This window comes from Dactylosporangium sp. NPDC049525 (assembly GCF_040676755.1).
Classification (GTDB): Bacteria; Actinomycetota; Actinomycetes; order Mycobacteriales; family Micromonosporaceae; genus Dactylosporangium.
The window spans coordinates 83,779-99,754 of sequence record NZ_JBFAPO010000027.1; the positions used below are offsets into that span (position 1 = coordinate 83,779).

A 15,976-nucleotide genomic window follows, 5' to 3' on the forward strand; every position below is an offset into this window, starting at 1 on the left:
CGGTGCATCCGACGGGTGTCATCCGGCGAGCCTGGGTTCCTTCCCGTCCATGAAGTCAACCACGGCGCCGACCACCTCCGGCTCGCGCAGCAGCCTACGGTGCCCGAGCCCGGACGTGACGTGCAGCCGCGCGGTCGGCCACGCCTCGGCGATCGCGATGCCGTCGGTGACGGGGATGGACCGGTCGGCCCGGTCGTGCACGATCAGCGTCGGCGGCATCAGTACGGCCCGCCCGATCTCCGGCACGTCGAAATGCCGCATGGGCGCTCCGACGCGCCGCTCGACCCGCCGGGTGAGCCGGGCCAGGGTCCGCGGCCCGAACCCGAGGATCCGGGCGAAGTGACGGGCGTAGGACGCGGGGCTCGCCATCGGGGCGATCATGGCGACCCGCCCGGCCCGCAGCCCGTCGCAGAGCGCGATGGCGGCCGCGACCGAGCCGAGCGAGTGCGCGACGATGCCCTCCGCAGGCCCGTGCTGAGCGACGACGGCGGCCAGCGCGTCGGCGAACTCGGGGATCGACGAGGACCGCGGCCCGAACGCGCCGGGACCCGACTCGCCGTGGCTGGGCGCGTCGAACGCAACCACCCGGAACCCGCGGCGGACCAGGCCGGGCGCGAAGGCCTCCAGCTGGCCGCGGTGCCCGGCCCAGCCGTGCACCAGGTACACCACCGGCCCTGCATCGCCCCAGGTGCCGCCGACGACGTCGGTCCCGCCGACACGGATCGTGAACCGCCGTCCCGGGTCCCCCGACGGCGCGAGCCGGGCGAGCGCGGACCGCGCGGTCCTCTTGGGCAGCCGGAACCAGATCCGCTCCGCCCACCGAGCGCCGATCGCGGGCGCGGCGCGCTCAAGAACCTGGAACGCGACCCGCACCGGCTGTGGTGGTCGAAAAAACCGATCGTTCGTGCTTTTTTGAACCGATACTACGGCCTCGGTCACCATGGAACTCCTCCGGTGCAGTGGGTGGGATCAGTTGCGGACGCGGTCGAGGAGGGAGTCCAGCGCCCGCCGCGCCCGCGGCTCGGCACGCTCGTCCTCGAGCAGGTGGAAGGCAGAATGGAAGGCCAGGAGAATGCCGTTGAACTCGTAGGCGCACTGCTCGGGGTCGGTGTCCTGCCGGAACGCGCCGTCGGCGACGCCGGCCCGGAACATCGTGGCGATCATGTCGATCATGTCCCGCTCACCCCGGACGACCTCGTCCCGCACGGCACCGGGCTGATGATGGAACTCCGCCCCGGCCGTGACGAACAGGCACCCGCCGGGCACCGCCTCCCACCGCAGCCACCCGTCGAAGAGCACCCGCAGCCGCGGCTCCCCCCGCGGCGCCCCGATGGCGGGCCGGACCACCAGGTCCACGAACCGCGCCCTGGCGTGCTGGAGCACCTGCAGCTGCAGCGACTCCTTCGACTTGAAGTGACCGAAGAGCCCGCTCTTGGACAGCGCCGTCCGCTCGGCAAGCGTGCCGATCGTCAGCCCCCCGAGCCCCACACCCCGCGCAACGCTGGCCGCCTCGTCCAGCACCGCAAGCCTGGTCTCCTCACCCTTCCCCATCCGTCAAGAAAAGCACGACCGTTCGTCCCTGGCAAGCACTGTCTCGCACGCCATGCTCAAGCGGTGGTGGCGGCGGCGGTTTGCCAGAGGGTGGCGGGGGTGCCGAGGCGGAGTGACTCCACGGAGACCTGGCGGTAGGCGGTCACCGTGGTGGAGTGGGCGAGCATGCCGCGCACGCCGTGCAACTGCAGTGCGGTGCGGCTGGCGAGCTGGGCGTGTTCGGCGATGGCCGCCAGGACGGCCGCCGTGGGGGCGGGCTCGTCGCGGTCGACGTCCCAGGCCGCCTTGTGCAGCACGAGCCGCCAGCCGTCGGCCTCGCCCATCAGCGTGGCCAGGCGGTGGGCGACGGTCTGGCGCTCCACGAGTGGCTTGCCGGACTGGACGCGGGTGTTCACGTGGGTGCGGGCGACGTCCAGGATCCGGTCGGCGATGCCGAGCAGCAGAGCCGCCTGGCGGATGCGGGCGGCGGCGAGCGCGCGTTCCCAGTGTGCGGCGGTCAGGGGCAGCGGCTCGGCGGTGGCGCCGTCGAAGCGGACCCGCGTCGCAGGGGTGCCGAAGTGCTCGAAGGACTCGACGGTGCAGGTGGCGGGGTCCGGGACGACGAGGTGCCAGGCGCATCCGCCGTCGTCGCCGGCGGCGCGCACCAGGCACAGCCCGACGTTGCTGCGGGCCAGCGGCTCCGACTCGCCCCAGACCGTGCCGCCCTCGCCCCAGACGGTGCCGTCGGCCTTGACCCGCACGCCGGACGCGCTGTGGCGGCCGGAGGAGCCGGGGCCGCCGGCCGTGCCGTGGTTGCCGATCAGGACGGCGTGCCGGGTTCCCTCGTACAGTGCGGCGATGGTCTCGCTCAGGTGCTCGGTGCGCACGCCGTCGCCGCCGAGCAGGTCCAGGGCGAACGCGGTCTCGCGGTAGCAGCTGAGCGGCTGCAGCGCGTAGCCGAGGCGGTCGTTGACCACGATGTCGGCGGTGAGGCCCAGGGCGAGGCCGCCGAGGCGCTCGGGGGCGTTGAGCGCCGGGACACCGATCGTGGCGAGCTGGGTGGACAGGTCGCCGGTGTGGGTGAGGACCGTGTCGACCGCGTCGCGGAGGCGCTGCTGCAGCGGGTCCAGGCGCGGGCCGGGCGCACTGCTGCCGGTGCCGGAGGAGTACACCCGCGCGCTGGCCAGGATGTCCAGCATCACCTCGGACGCCCCGCCGGAGATGGTCACTCCGGGCGACTCGCGCAGCGCGGCCTCCAGGATGCGGTCGCCGGCGTCGGGGCCGGGTGTGAGCACGTCCGGGCCGAGGGCGTCCAGGGACCACCAGGCGATCCGTTGGGCGGTCTCGCTGCAGTGCCATTTGGCGAACGACGACTCGGCGATGTCGGCGTTGCCATCCTGCAGGTTCTGCATGACCTGGCAGCTGAGCAGCTTGCTGGCGGCCAGGCGGGTCCGGTAGCGGGCCAGGCCGACGCGGTCGCCGTCCTCGTCGAGGCGTTCGGCGATCATGTTCAGCCAGTGCCGGCCGCGCGCGTAGTAGTCCAGGCCGGTGCGTTCGGCGGCGAACATCTGCGTGATCAGCGACCAGCCGGCGCCGACCTTGCCGAAGACCGCGTCGTCGTCGACGCGCACGTCGGTGAACCAGATGTCGTGGAACTGCTCGTTGGCCATGCTGGGAATGGGGCGGATGACCACGCCGGGGGTATTCAGCGGGACGAGGAAGAGGGTGATCCCCTCATACACGCTGGCCTGCGGGTCGGTGCGCACCGCGATGAGCGCGAAGTCCGCGTAGGCGCTTTTGAGGTTGTACGTCTTGCGCCCGTTGAGGACCCAGCCGTTGCCGTCGCGGACCGCGGTCGTGGTCAGCGCGGCGAGGTCGGAGCCGTTGGTCGGCTCGGTGAACAGGATGCAGGCGGTGGTCTCGGCGCTCGCCATCGCCGGCAGCAGGGTCTTGCGCTGGGCCGCGTTGCCCGACGCCAGGATCAGCGAGCCGACGTTCTGCACCGAGATGCAGTACAGGTTCTGCGGGATCCCGTGCGAGACGAGCTGTTCGAGCAGCGTCACGGTCGCGGTGTAGTCGAGGCCCCGGCCGCCGTACTCGGCCGGCCATGAGGGCGCGAGGATGCCGGCGCTGCCGAGGTGCCGGTACAGCGGGCGGACGTCGCCGTCCATGCCGTCGTGCCGAGCGTGGACGTCCTGCAGCAGCCGCGCCGTCTCCGGCGAGCGCAGCACCTCGTCGACCTCGGCGGCGAAGTCGGCGGTCTCCTGTGGAACATCGAAATCCATGCTCAGACTCCTTAGCGAACGACGCAGAACGGCTCAGACGCCCCGGATGGCGGCGTTGATGCCCCGCACGACCTCGGCGTGGTGCTCGGTGAGGAAGAAATGCCCGCCCGGCAGCACGGACAGCGCGAACGGACCGGACGTCTCGTCGCCCCACGGCACCATCGCCTCCGGCGGCACCCCGGGGTCGCTGTCGCCGCACCACGCGGTGACCGGGCACGACAGCCGCGGCCCCGGCCGGCGCCGGTAGTTCTCGATCATCGCGAAGTCGGCCCGCATCATGGGCATCAGCACGTCCAGCAGGTCCTCGTGCTCGAAGACGGCGTCGGCCGCGGCGCCGTAGTCGCGCAGCATCTGCAGGAACTCGGCGCGGGGCAGGTCGCTGACGGGCGTGCGGGGGCGCACGATCGGCGGCGCGGGCCGGCCCGTCACGAACAGGTGCCGCACGGCCCGGCCACGGGCGGTGAGCCGGCGGCCGACCTCGAACGCGAGGATCGCGCCCATGCTGTGCCCGAACAGCACCACCTCGGTGGGCTCGTCGGCGATCACATCGGCGAGCTCGTCGGCCAGGCCGCACAGGTCGGTGGCGGGCGTCTCGGTCATCCGCGCCCCGCGCCCCGGCAGCTGCACCGGCACCAGCTCGACCCGGCCGGTGAAGTACTTCTCCCAGTCGGCGTAGTAGGTGGCGGAGCCGCCCGCGAACGGGAAGCAGTAGAGGCTGTGGGTCGCGGTGACGGACTGGAACCGGCGGTCGAACCACAACCGCGCGTCGCTGCGGTAGGTCGGCGGGCTGCTCACCGGGCCGCCACCACCGTCTTGCGCGGCGTGAACCGCACCGGGAGGCTCTTGTATCCCGGCACGAAGTGCGACGCGACGTGCTGCACCTCGCCGGCGATCTCGACGGACTCCACCATGTCCAGCATCTCCTCGATGAAGATCTGCAGGGTCACCTTCGCCATGCCGGCGCCGATGCAGTAGTGCGGCCCGATGCCGAACGCGACGTGCCTGTTCGGCCGGCGCTCGAGGTCGAAGGTGTAGGGGTCCTCGAAGACCCGCTCGTCGCGGTTGGCGGAGCCGAGCCAGGCGCTGACCGGGTCGCCGGCCTTGATGGTCTGCCCCTGCAGTTCCACGTCCTGGATGGCGTACCGCATGAGCGCGGTGACCGGCGACGCCCAGCGCAGCACCTCGGCGAGCGCGACCTGGATGTTCTCCGGGTGCTGCCGCAGCTTCTCGAACTGGTCGGGGTGCTGGGCCATCTGCGAGAAGAGGGTGCACAGCGTGTGCGGCGTGGTCACATTGGCGCCGATGAGCAGCACGTAGCCGTTGACCATTGCCTGCAGCTCGGTCATCGGGCCCTCGGAGAGGTCCATCTGCCGCATGACGCCGATGGCGTCGGGGTGCTCGTCGTCGCGGGAGCGCAGTGCGAACTGCTCCTTGAACGCCTCGAAGACCTGGTGCCGGGCCTGGCGGACGGTGGCCTGCGCGCCGCCGGCGGAGTAGGACGGGTCGTCGTAGGCGATCATCATCATCACCAGGTGCATCAGCCGCTCCCAGGACTCCGGGGGCAGGCCCATGAGCGTGCCGGTGATCGACATCGCGAACATCATCGTGTCGTGGGCGATGTCGTAGACGTCGGCGTCCAGCGCCCGCTGGATCGAGTCCCGGGCCAGCCCGCGGATCAGCTCCTCGTGCGTGGCGACCAGCGTCGGGGCGAACGCGTGGTTGAGCGGCTCGCGCAGCTCACGGTGCCGCGGCGGGTCGGTGTCGGCGAGCATGTCGTCGGTCGCGATGTCCGGCGTGTTGAGGTCGAGAACGCTGAGGATCGTGCCGCGCCGGGAGGAGAACTCGGTGTGACTGCGCAGGACCCGGCTGACGTCCTCGTGCCGGGTCACCACCCAGAACTGTTCCCGCCCGCCGCCCGGGTCCGCCTTGTACACCGGCGCCACCTCGCGCAGGTGCGCCCACAGCGCGTGCATGTCCGTGTGCGCGTGGAAGGCGGAGTTGAGCAGATCGGGGTCGTCGAACTGCACCGGGCAGAACGGCGGCGTCGTGATAATCATCAACCAAGCCTCTCGATATCGCCTGTGCCATGTCGTATATGTCGAGTGTCGGCTAAGGCCACAGTAACTGCGGAGTCTACAAGCGGCAACCCGGGACGCGGCCTCACGAGATCCGGATGCGTCGATCCCAGAGCTGCTCGTAGAACGGCAGGTGATGCTCGTAGAAGCTGCGCAGCAAGGGATCCGTGTCGATCGTGCGGTCGTAGGCGCGCTCCTGGCGCTGCACCGTGGAACTGGTGCTGACGTCGGTGTGCCAGCGTGCGGACTGGCGCCACTCCGACCGCTCCCCCGGCTGCCAGTGCAGTATGTCGTCCTTGAACGGCAGGCCGACCGCCGCGCAGTATGCCCGCACGGTCCGCTCCGGCTGGTCGACGAAGTCGTCGGAGTCGACGACCACCGGATCGCCGCCGGCGTCGAGGACCGCCTGGTGAATCCTGGCGAGGTACTCCACGCCGACCTCGCGCAGGGCCATGTCCGGCTTGATCGCCGCATACGATGGGATGATCTCCCGCGGGTGCCGGAGCAGGAACGCGTGCCGCCCGCCCTTCAGGAAGTCCTGGCGGTCGAACACGGTGTCGTACTCGCAGTCGGTGGTGTCCTTGAAGAACACCGTGCGCTGCTCGGCGAGCTCGAGCAGGACGTCGACCAGCTCGCCGCTGGAGGTCACCGCCCGGTCGCCGACCTGGGTGGTGCCGTCGTTGGCGATGTTGCAGAACGGCTCGTGGAACGGCACCAGGTCGTTGCGCTCCAGCATCATCCGGAAGAAGACCGTGGACCGGGAGCGCGGCGCGCTCCACAGTGCGAGCAGTGGCTGTCCCATCAGTGCTGCCTGCCTTCCAGGTCCTCCAGCGACGCGACCACCCAGTCGACAATGTGCCCGGCGACGTCGACGCCGGTCGCGTCGATGGCGCCGTGGAACTCGGGGGTGTGGTTGACCTCGTTCGCGAACATCCGCTCCTGCTGGTCGATGAGGATGTCGACGCCGAGGAAGCCGCCCCCGACGGCCTCGGCCGCCGCCACCGCGAGCGCGTTGAGCTCCGGGGTGATGGGGCACGGGGTGGGTGCGCCACCGATCGCGGTGTTCGTCCGCCAGTCGTCGACCGCGTTCTTGTAGATGGCGCACACCACCTCGCCGCCGGCGACGTAGGACTTGATGTCCCGTCCCGGCTTGTCGATGTGCTCCTGGAGGTAGAACACGTGCTGCTGCGGGTTCGGCAGGGCGGCGCGGTGCTCCAGCACGGTGCGGGCCTGCTCCTCGTCGTAGACCCGCGCCGTCAGGTGCCCCCAGGACCCGGTCACCGGTTTCAGGACCACGGGATAGCCGAGCTTGGACATGGCCTCCAGCGCCGCGGGGGTACCCCACGCGACGCCCGCCTGCGGGATCGGCAGCCCCGCGTGGTGGAACGCCAGTGCGGTGCGCAGCTTGTCGCCGCAGGTGTCCAGCACCTCGGGCCGGTTGAGTGTGGGCACGCCGAGCGCGTCCAATGTGGACGCGACGGACGCGGCACGGCTGTGGCTGACCTCGCGCATGAGTGCCGCGCGGAACGGCGGGCGCCCGTCGGCGAGCAGCACCGTCAGTTTCCGCGGGTCGACGTGCTCGTAGCGCAGCCCGCGCCGCTCGAACGTGGAGAGGATCAGGCGTTCCTCGCGGCGGACCCGGGAGGCGACCACGGCGATCGGCAAGTCAGTTCTGTCCACGATGGCCCTTCTCGTTGCCGGCGGCGGTTCACGCCTGCCGGGACACGGCGTCCGCGGTGCGGTCGAGCTGTTCGAGCGCGACCTCAAGGCGGCGGATGAGTTCGGCACTGTGCCCGCGCAGCTCGTCGAAGCGGTGCCGCTGCCAGACCCGGGAGTGCGCGCCGGTCATCCGCACGCCGGTCCAGCCGTGCGCGACCGCGTCGACGCGGGCCGCGGCCTCGGCGAGCTCTGGGATCCTCCAGCGCAGGCCCTGCTCGCGCAGGAACTCCGCGTGCAGCCCGCTCTGCGCCTGGATGTTCCAGCTGATGACGTACAGCTCGCTCAGCGCCGCGTCGGCGGCCTCCGTGCCGGGCTCCAGCGCGCACAGCTCGTCGAGGTACCGGCGCAGGCCCTCGACCCCGGTCTCGACGCCGGCCGGGGACGCGGCCCGGTAGCGGGCGACGTTGTCCCGGATCACCTGGGCGAGCCAGTCGCGGCTGGTCTCCGGCACGTCGCCCCGCATGCGGGCGTGCAGCCAGCGCCGGTCGCTGGGGCTGGAGCTGAAGAACACGTCGGCGTCGTGCGCCGGGTTCGCCGAGTCCCAGCTGCGCAGGAAGTCGGCGACGGGGATCGGACCCTGGAACGCCGGCGGCTGGGCGTCGGACACGTACACGTCGGTGTCGGTGATGCGGTACACCACCAGCAGGTGCGCGGCGTGCACGTCGTGGAAGGCGGGCCGGAACGGCAGGTGGAAGTTGTCCACCGCGGCGATCGGCAGCACCCCCGCGGCGAGCGCGTCGCGCAGCTCGCCGAGCCCGTCGCCGGGTGCCTCGCTGCGGTGCCAGGTCGACTCGAACGGGTGGTGCAGCGCGAGCCGCTTGGCGAGGGAGTCGGGCTCGGCCAGGTAGTAGTACTCCTCGGTGGTCCAGGCGCCCGCACGGCGGCGGAACTCCCACGACGCGCCCAGGACCGTGACCGGGTCGTGCCCGTCGTGCAGCAGCACGGTGGCGAGGGTGCCGTGCAGGCAGCTGCCGAGGTCGCGGGTCCAGAGCTGGACCTTCGGTGCGGTCTCGATCATGCCAGCGCGCCGTCCGCGAGCCGCACGTCGATGCCGGTCACCAGGGTGATGGCGAAGACGTGCAGGGCGACCAGCCGCGGCAGCCGCAGGGCCTGCGCGCGCCCGCGGCGGGGCATCCCGACCCGGGCCAGCCACATCGTGGTCGGCAGGTTCTCCTGGACATGGTGCGGGTAGTGCATCTGCGCGGTCCGGAACGCCGGCAGCTCACCGAACGCCGGCGTGCCGTCCAGGAAGTCCGAGACCCCGACCTGGAGCGGGTCGGCGTGCCCGTCGTCGTAGTGCACCCACAGCGTGTCCTCGCTGCGGCGCTCCGAGGCGGCCAGCAGGTAGATCCAGTCGTACCGGCCCGACGGGATGTCGATGACCTGGCCCTCGGACCGGACGTTGTCGCCGTCGGCGTGCGCGGTCGGCCACACGAACGGGATGCCGGCGATCTCGATCACGGCGCCGGGCTCGGGCAGCTCCTGCGACGGGAACGAGTTGCCCCACGCGTTCAAGCGGCCCACGTCGAGGTCACCGACGCCGGTCGTGGCGCGGTTGTTGAGCAGGTCGTCGATGCCGATCAGGCAGAAATCCGGGTGTGCCGTCGTGCCCGGCAGCCGCTGCACGAGACGGTCATACGCCCCGGAGGTGAGCACCGGATGGTCTGAAACCTGGCTCATTGCACCCTCCAATCACTGCAGCGAGCTGTGCGTGCGTCCCTCGACGTCGGCGAGGTCGGGCACGGTGTTGAAGTCGACGATCATGGTGTCGCGCCAGCCGCAGTCGCACGCTTCCTCGGTGCGGATCTCGCTGACGGCGTGCTCCATCTCGGTGTCGGACAGCGCCAGCGCCTCGAGGGGTTCGGTCATGGTGACCTTGTGCTGCGGCTGCTCCTCGCCGCGGCGGAAGACCCGGCTCTCGCCCCCGACGCAGCGGTGCCGGTCGATCAGGTGGATCACCACGTATTCGTGGCCGTCGGAGTGCCGGCCCTCCGGGGCGGGCTCCGAGGCGTCCTCGGCGTCGGCAATCACCCGGATGAAGTGGATGCCGAGCTCCCAGTCGCGCTTGCCGGCCGCCTCGTTGACGACGCCGACGGACTCGCGCAGGATCTGGCTGAACCGCGGGCTGGCGAGGGCCTCGTCCGTCAGCGGCTCGAAGACGCGCAGCTGGTCGCCGAACGCGCGGTTGATCTGCTTGCTCTGGAAGAACTCGGTGCCCACCAGCGGCTCGAGCGTGCCGTCGCGGTGCGCGAGCACCCTGCCGTAGCGCCGGTTGCGGCGGCAGCGCGCGTCGCCGAGATAGGCGTCCGGGACCAGGTCGTCCCAGGCCGACGCGAAGCGTTGCCATTCGCGTCCTTCGGTCGGCAGCGGCAGACGGCCGTGTGCCCAACCGTTCTGCGCGACGTCGTCGGCGCGGAGGTCTTCGGAGTTGTCCATCAGTGGCTTCCCCTCGATGGTTCAACGTGAACGGTGCCTCGGGGCACAGACCCCACAGTCATTAGTGGGAATCATATCGTGGACTCTGCAACGCGTCCTGTCGACTGTGCGCCGCCAGCGTCGCTTGACGGCCCCTTTTAGCAGCTCAAGCCCATGTTGAAGTATATGTAGAGTCTAGGGATACGACGGGCCCGGGACGAGTGGGTCACACCGTCCCGGGCCCGGGTGGACCGGGGCTTCGAGATCATCTCCGCCCCGGTCCGGTCTCAGGCGGCGGCTACCGGGGCTTCTTCGCGCCGAACCTGCGGCACCTGCCGGGTCAGGTCCGATCCGCCGTCCGTCTCGGGCGCCTCAGCCTCGGCCGGCGCACCGGCCGGCGTCTCGGCCGGGGTCTCGTCCTCCGCGCTGCCGCCCAGTTCACCGGCGAGGAAGCCGGCGAGCGCGCGGACCGTCGGGTTGCTCCACAGGATCGTGGGCGGCAGGTCGACGGCGAAGCAGCGGTGCAGCCGCACCCGCAGCGCCACGGTGAGCACCGAGTCGACCCCGAGCTCCAGCAGCGGCCGGTCGATCGCGATGTCGTCCGGCGCGAGGTTGAGCTCGGCGGCCACCTGCTGGTGCGTCTCGGCGAGGACCTTCTCCTCCAGCTCGCCCGCCGGCACGGCGGACCAGTCCACCGCGCCGTCGGCGGCGTTCTCCGCGTCGGCGTCGGTGACCGACAGGTGCGAGAACACCGGCAGCGTGTGGCCCGGCATCACCCGCATCACCGCGGCGTACGGCAGGCCGTACCGGTCCGCGTAGCTCCAGCTGCGCAGCGCCTCGGTGACGGTGATGCCGCCCAGACCGCGGGACTCGGCCTCCAGGATGGTGGCCTTGCCCGTGGTCTCGCCCATGCCGCGGCCGATCCACTGCGCCCACGCGAAGCTGGTCGCGCCGGCCTCGCCCTGGGCCCGCCGCAGCGCGGCGAGGGCGTCCAGGAACGAGTTCGCCGAGGCGTAGCTGACCTGGCCGGTGAGCCGGGCGTACTGGCCGCAGGAGGAGAACATCGTGAAGAAGTCCAGCGTGCCGGCCGGGTACAGCCGGTGCAGGACCATCGCGCCGTCGGCCTTCGGCCCCATCGTGGTGTCCAGGTTCGCCGCGCCGGTCTTCTCCACCAGCGCGTCGGACACCACGCCGGCGCAGTGCACGATGCCGCGGATCGCCGGCAGGTCCAGCGCGCCGGGGTCCAGCGCCCGGGCCGTCGCCTCGGCGTCGGCGATGTCCAGCCGCAGCACGCGGACCGTGGCACCGGCCGCCTCCAGGGCGACCACCTCGGCCACCTGCGCCGCGACCGCCGGGTCGCTGATCTGGCCCCATTCCGACCGGGGCGGCAGCCCCCGCCGGCCGACCAGCACCAGCCTGCGGGCGCCCTGTTCGACCAGGTACCGCGCCGCCTCCAGGCCCAGCGCGCCGAGACCACCGGTGACCATGTAGGTCCCGTCCGGGCGGCAGACCGCCGCGTCGTCGCGCTCGGCGGGCCGCTCGACCCGCTGCAGCCGGGCCGCGAACAGCCCTTCGGACGTCGCGGACAGCACGTCCTCGTTGGGCGGCAGCGCACCGATCACCCCGGCCACGGACGCGAGGTCCTGGTCGCCGGCGACGTCGATCGTGCCACCCCACAGGTCGGGGCGTTCCCCGGCGACGATCCGGCCGGCGCCCCACAGCGGGGCGTGCGCCAGCGCGGCCTCGGTGTCGCCGTCGCGGACCCCCTTGGTCAGCACCCAGACCGTGGGCCGGCGCTGCTCGTCGGGGATCTCGGCGATGCGCTGCACCGCGTCGACGAGCGCCTGGGCGTTGCGGCGGGCCGCCTGCTCGGGCGCCTCGTCCGGCAGCAGCGCCGGCGGCGCGACGATCACCACGTCACCGGCGGCGAGGGTGCCGTCGCTGATCGCGGCCGCGTCGAGCGCCGAGCGGGCCTCGACGCCCTGCGCGGCGAGGGCCTCGACGAGCGCGGGACCGCCGTCGGGCTGCCCCACCAGGAGCGCCTGCCGCGGCGCGGGCGCGTCGTCGCGCACCGTGACCTGCTCCCAGGCCAGCTCCTGCACCAGGTCGCGGGGGCCGACCGCGCCGGTGCCGATGTCCTGCACCTGGACGTAGCGCAGCCCGCGCGCCTCACACACGACCTCGCCGCTGTCGTTCGCCACGACCATGTTGATGGTGTCCGGCGTGCGCGGGTCGAACGTGGTGTGCACGTAGATGCGGGCCGGCGGCGCGCCCCGGTAGGACAGCGACTCCAGGTGCGAGCAGGTCCGCAGCACCGAGGAGTCCTCGGTCATCACCCGCACGCCGCTGACGGTCAGCGCGGCGTCGACGACCGCGGTCCAGCTGGACGGGTGCCGCTTCGGCGTGTGGTCGACCTGGACCGTGCTGATCTGCTCGTCGTCACCGCGGAGCAGCTCCTCCACCTCCCACGGGAACGTGTAGCCGTCCACGCCCATGCCCCGGAAGATGTCGTCGACCTTGGTCCAGCTCCACGACTCCGGGCAGCGGGCGCGGATGGCGTCCACGTCCTCCATCGGGGTGGCGCCGACGACCGGCTCCGGCACGACGGTCGCGGTGGTGTGGGTCAGCCACTCGTTGTCGTGGACCCCGCCGCTGCCCTCCTCGCGCTTGATCCGGCTGGCGAGGCGGACCTTGTCCTGCTCCATCACCAGCTGCACCACGCGGGTCGGGTGCGCGGCCAGGGGGATGCGGAACACGATGTCGCGCAGCCCGTACTGGACGTCGCCCTCGCCGGCGTCGGCGGCGGCGCCGATGAACGAGTTGAGCACCACCGAGGCGGGCACCGTCTCGACCCCGACGACCTTGTGCGACTGGGCGTAGGGGCGGTTCGACATGTCCAGCTCGGTCTGCCAGACCCGCTGCACCGGTGCGCTGGCGACGGTGGTGTACCCGCCGATCAGCGTGTGCGTCTCCGGGTCGTGGCCGCGGCCGGCGCCCTGCTCGGCCGGCGTGTCGGGGAAGATCCAGAACGGCCGGTGCTGCCAGCGCACCGCCGGCACGTCGACCAGTTCACCCGGGTACGACCAGGTCACCGGCGTGCCGAGGCAGTGCAGCTTGGCCAGGTTGAACACGGCGGTGCGCTGCTCCGGCTCGTCCCGGCGCAGGGTGATGGCGACCTGCGCGTCGGCGATCCCGGCGTCCAGGGCGGTCTCGGTGATCGAGTGCGCCACCACGGGGTGCGAGGAGACCTCCAGGAACACCCGGTTGCCGTCGTCGAGCGCGGCCCGGACGGCCTGGTTGAAGCGCACCGGCTCGGCCAGGTTCGTGGCCCAGTACTCGCCCTCGCGGGCCGCGCCGGAACGCGGGTCGGTCTGCGCGGTGCTGTACAGCGTCACCTGCGGGTCGCGGGCGCGCAGCGCGCCGGCCGCCTGCCGGACCTCGTCGAGGACCGCACCCCGCACGTGCGGGCTGTGGAACGCGACGTCGGTGTTGACCTTGCGGGCCTTGATGCCCTCGGTCTCGAACCCGGCGACCGCGGCCTCGACCGCGTCGATGTCACCGGAGATCACCGTGGACAGGGGGCTGGCGGCGATCGCGGCGACGACGCCGTCGCGGCCGGCCAGCTTCCGCTCGACCTCGTCGAACGCCATCGGCACCATCGCCATCGCGCCACGCCCGGCGACCTGTTCCAGGGCCCGGGCCCGCCGGCAGGCGAACCTGGCGGCGTCGGCGCGGTCGAGGCTGCCGGCGACGGTCGCCGCGGCGATCTCACCGACCGAGTGCCCGATGATCGCGCCCGGGCGCAGGCCCAGCTCGGTCCACACCTCGGCGAGCGCGACCTGCATCGCGTACGTCATCGCCTGGGTACGGGCCACCGTCCACGGGCCGCCCGCGTCGATCGCCTCACGCGGGGTCCAGCCCAGTTCCTCGGCGAAGACCGGGCCCAGCTCGTCGATCACCCGGGCGAACGCCGGCTCGGTCCGCAGCAACTCCTGGCCCATGCCGGACCACTGCGCGCCGTGCCCGGAGAACACCCAGACGGGTCCCTCCGCGGTGGTGTCGCCGAACGTGCGTGCCGCGCCCATGGCGACCGCCGGCGAGTTCTCCCCGGCGACCAGCGCGTCGAGGCCGGCCAGGAGCTCGTCCCGATCGCCGGCCACCACGCCGGCGCGGTGCGCCAGGTGGGAGCGGCGTTCGGTCAGCGTGTGGGCGAGGGAGCTCAGGTCGGCGTCGGGGTGCTCGCGCACCCATTCGGCGACGGCGCCGGCGAGGTCGCGGACGCCCTGACCGGCGGCCGCCGACACGGGGAACACCCACGGGCGGACGGTCTGCGTGGGGGTGGCCGCATCGCTCTGGTGCGCCGGGGGCTCCTGCAGGATGGCGTGCGCAATCGAGCCGCCCACGCCGTAGCTGGAGACGCCGGCACGCATGCCGTGCTCGCTCTCCGGCCACGGGGTCGTCTCCTCGACCAGGCGGATCTTGCTGGACTCCAGGCCCAGCTCGGGGTTGACCTCCTCGTGCGGGCTCGGCGGCAGCTCGCCGTGCCGCATGCCGAGCAGCACCTTGATGACGCCGGCGATGCCGGAGGCGGCCTCGACGTGGCCCACGTTGGGCTTGAGCGTGCCGAGCAGCAGCGGGTCGTCGCTGTCGCGGTTGGGCCCGAAGACGTTGCCGATGGCCCGTGCCTCGGCGGTGTCGCCGAGCTGGGTGCCGGTGCCGTGCGCCTCGACGTACTGCACCGTGTTCGGGTCGATCCCGGCCCGCTGGTACACCTCCTCCAGCATCCGCTGCTGCGCCTCGCTGTTCGGCGCCATCATGCCGTCGGAGCGGCCGTCCTGGAACACGCCGCTGCCCATGACGAGCCCGTAGACCGGGTCGTCGTCGCGGACCGCGTCGGACAGGCGCTTGAGGATGACGACGCCGCCGCCCTCACCGCGGCCGTAGCCGTCGGCGGCCTTGTCGAACGCCTTGCTGCGCCCGTCGGGTGACGTCGCGGACGCCGCGTCGAGGGCGACCACGAGGGCCGGCGAGGACATGATGTTGATCCCGCCGACGATCGCCACGCTGGTCTCACCGCTGCGCAGCGCCTGGCACGCGACGTGCAGGGCGGTCAGCGAGCCGGCGCAGGCGGTGTCGACCGCCATGCTCGGGCCGTGCGCGTCGAGGAAGTACGAGATGCGGTTGGCGATGCCGTAGAACGTGGTGCCGTTGACCGCCCACGCGCCGGTGCGGTCCAGGTCCTCCAGGAGCCGGCGGCCGTAGTCGTTGGTGTTCGCGGCCACGTAGACGCCGGCGTCGGTGCCGGCGAGGGAGGTCGGCGGCAGCCCGGCGTCGCACAGCGCCTCCCAGGCCATCTCCAGCATGATGCGCTGCTGCGGGTCGATGTACTCGGCCTCGCGCGGCGTGATCTGGAAGAACTCCGCGTCGAAGCCCTCGATGTCGTTCATGAACGAGCCCTTGCGGGTCGTCTGGCGCAGGATCGCGCGGGTCTTCGGGTCGGCCTCGTAGGGGTCCCAGCGGCGCGCGGGCATCTCGCCGACGGCGCTGCGGCCGGCGCGCAGGTGCTCCCACAGCTGGCCGGGGGTGTCGAGGTCAGGGGCGAACCGGCAGCTCATGCCGATCACCGCGAGCGGCTCGTCGGTCGTGTCCGGGGTCATCGGCGGCGTGTGCACCATCTCAGCCAACGTGCACACCTCCCTCGACGACGCCGGCGTGGCGCAGGCTCAGCGGCCGGAGGTCGGTCCACACCTCGGCGATGTGCGCCAGGCAGGCGTCCTTCGGGCCGTCGAAGCCCTCTGCGGCCCAGCCGTCCGGGATGTCCTGCCCGGCGGGCCAGATCGAGTACTGGTCCTCGTGGTTACGCACCACGAGATACGTACGCTCGTCCGTGCTCACTGTCACTCCCATCGTTCATGACGTGCGGTCTCGTCCTTGGCCGTGCAAAACCTGGGC

12 protein-coding genes are annotated in these 15,976 nt (G+C 72.1%); all 12 read right to left on the reverse strand.

The genetic code is table 11. From position 1 onward, the window contains the following. Window positions 1-18: 18 nt before the first annotated feature. The gene (locus AB0K00_RS32425) at window positions 19-873 is read right to left on the reverse strand and encodes an alpha/beta fold hydrolase (protein WP_363528124.1); all 855 of its coding nucleotides are present in this window, start codon (window positions 871-873) and stop codon (window positions 19-21) included. Window positions 874-969: 96 nt separating this feature from the next. Then, entirely contained in the window at window positions 970-1,551 is a 582-nt protein-coding gene (locus AB0K00_RS32430; protein WP_363528127.1) for a TetR/AcrR family transcriptional regulator, read from the reverse strand. Between the two features lie 56 nt (window positions 1,552-1,607). Beyond that, window positions 1,608-3,815, reverse strand: coding sequence for an acyl-CoA dehydrogenase family protein (locus AB0K00_RS32435; protein ID WP_363528132.1), 2,208 nt, complete (start codon window positions 3,813-3,815; stop codon window positions 1,608-1,610). A 33-nt stretch (window positions 3,816-3,848) separates the two neighbouring features. Further along, complete coding sequence (locus tag AB0K00_RS32440; RefSeq protein ID WP_363528135.1) at window positions 3,849-4,610, reverse strand: alpha/beta fold hydrolase; 762 nt, start codon at window positions 4,608-4,610, stop codon at window positions 3,849-3,851. Then, window positions 4,607-5,872 (reverse strand): cytochrome P450, encoded by a 1,266-nt coding sequence (locus tag AB0K00_RS32445; RefSeq protein WP_363528138.1) that lies wholly within the window; start codon window positions 5,870-5,872, stop codon window positions 4,607-4,609. The genes AB0K00_RS32440 and AB0K00_RS32445 overlap by 4 nt, the downstream gene beginning before the upstream one ends. Window positions 5,873-5,975: 103 nt before the next feature. Beyond that, on the reverse strand, window positions 5,976-6,692 hold the full coding sequence (locus tag AB0K00_RS32450) for a hypothetical protein (RefSeq protein WP_363528141.1): 717 nt from the start codon (window positions 6,690-6,692) through the stop codon (window positions 5,976-5,978). Then, window positions 6,692-7,570, reverse strand: a complete 879-nt coding sequence (lysX, locus tag AB0K00_RS32455; protein WP_363528144.1) for a lysine biosynthesis protein LysX — start codon at window positions 7,568-7,570, stop codon at window positions 6,692-6,694. The genes AB0K00_RS32450 and lysX overlap by 1 nt, the downstream gene beginning before the upstream one ends. A gap of 28 nt (window positions 7,571-7,598) precedes the next feature. Further along, window positions 7,599-8,627 (reverse strand): BtrH N-terminal domain-containing protein, encoded by a 1,029-nt coding sequence (locus AB0K00_RS32460; RefSeq protein ID WP_363528146.1) that lies wholly within the window; start codon window positions 8,625-8,627, stop codon window positions 7,599-7,601. Then, window positions 8,624-9,289: a hypothetical protein gene (locus AB0K00_RS32465; RefSeq protein ID WP_363528149.1), complete on the reverse strand. Its 666-nt coding sequence runs from the start codon at window positions 9,287-9,289 to the stop codon at window positions 8,624-8,626. The genes AB0K00_RS32460 and AB0K00_RS32465 overlap by 4 nt, the downstream gene beginning before the upstream one ends. Window positions 9,290-9,301: 12 nt before the next feature. Next, window positions 9,302-10,045 (reverse strand): 2OG-Fe dioxygenase family protein, encoded by a 744-nt coding sequence (locus tag AB0K00_RS32470; protein WP_363528151.1) that lies wholly within the window; start codon window positions 10,043-10,045, stop codon window positions 9,302-9,304. Window positions 10,046-10,311: 266 nt separating this feature from the next. Next, window positions 10,312-15,699 carry a beta-ketoacyl synthase N-terminal-like domain-containing protein gene (locus AB0K00_RS32475; protein ID WP_363528231.1) on the reverse strand — a complete coding sequence of 1,796 codons (5,388 nt, stop codon included), beginning with the start codon at window positions 15,697-15,699 and terminating at the stop codon, window positions 10,312-10,314. A gap of 1 nt (window position 15,700) precedes the next feature. Next, window positions 15,701-15,925: an MbtH family NRPS accessory protein gene (locus tag AB0K00_RS32480; RefSeq protein ID WP_363528154.1), complete on the reverse strand. Its 225-nt coding sequence runs from the start codon at window positions 15,923-15,925 to the stop codon at window positions 15,701-15,703. Between the last annotated feature and the right edge of the window lie 51 nt (window positions 15,926-15,976).